Raw genomic sequence first — 1,116 nt, forward strand, 5'->3', positions numbered from 1 at the left:
ATTAATTTCTGCTCCATATCCTGGGGCGATTTTATTGAATAGTCTTGAACTTAAATATTCAGCTATATCATTAGCTGAATTATTTAAATCTCTTTTCACTAAATAAAGAGTTGAGTCAGAACGATATAAGCCACAAAAATCATCGCCGTTGTGTATTCCGCCATTCTTGTTGCCAATTTTTATACCTAGATCCATCTGGTCCTCTAGCATAAGAACTCCTTAATCCATATTATAAAATGAAGCCAGTTTATTTTAATATGTCGCTGTAATGAGCGAAATCCCAATCAACCCGATCAATATGTCAGAATAAATATATTATAATATCAAAAAGAACAAGCAATTATTGTCGTCAACAACCGACTTTTCATTGATCACAAAGGATTAAATGTGTACAATAATGTTATTTGTGGTGTTATTGTATGCATTTCCCGTCTTATCTGAGTAAACTAAATCAATATATAAACGTTATACAATTGAGACGATGTGCCGAATTAGCTGAAAATACTTTTCGTCTCGAAGTTGTTGATAACAATTTGTTAAATGAATTACGAGGAAATTTACTACGGGCTTTGGATGAGGTGTCGCAATTATTGGCGAATCGCCAAGGTATTTATAACATGATATCGCATTATGCGTTTAATTTCTTTAACACTTCTCAGGCCAATGGTGATTTAAAATCTCTTTCGCAACAAGAACTTCAAAGCATAAAAAATACTCTGATTACTGCATTACAAGGATTAGCAAACAATTTCCCTATTCTTGATGTAGATCCTGTGGATTTAACTTCAATTGATAATGACGAAGAATGTTTTACAAGCCTAATGGGTAGAAAATATCGATTAGTAAATATAGTGGAGTGGATAAAAGTGTGCAAAGCTTTTATTTATCCTGATACCAATTCCGTTATGCTGCATCATGACATAGAGCAATTAAAGCAATTGTGCGTCCTGCACAATCTTTCAATGGAGCCCAAATCAAGCCATATAGTGGAAATGGAGCAAGAATTATTAAATCTTGGTTTTTCTGTAAATAATATTAAAGAACTTAAAGTTCCCAATTTACGGCAAAATCATATCTCTGTTTTAAAAATGTTGTTAATTGATTATCAATTAAGCT

The 1,116-nt window shown here is 32.3% G+C and carries 2 protein-coding genes; one reads left to right on the forward strand and one right to left on the reverse strand.

All coding sequences use genetic code 11. The features are described from left to right. Nucleotides 1–210 (reverse strand): hypothetical protein (locus tag Q0495_RS05935; RefSeq protein WP_298624086.1); only part of this gene is annotated, 210 nt, incomplete at its 3' end. Between the two features lie 263 nt (nt 211–473). Between Q0495_RS05935 and Q0495_RS05940 the strand changes: the two genes are divergently transcribed. Next, a partial coding sequence (locus Q0495_RS05940) for a hypothetical protein (RefSeq protein WP_298624088.1) occupies nt 474–1,116 on the forward strand: 643 nt, incomplete at its 3' end.

Origin of the sequence: uncultured Legionella sp. (assembly GCF_937871865.1) — a bacterium.
Lineage (GTDB): Bacteria > Pseudomonadota > Gammaproteobacteria > Legionellales > Legionellaceae > Legionella.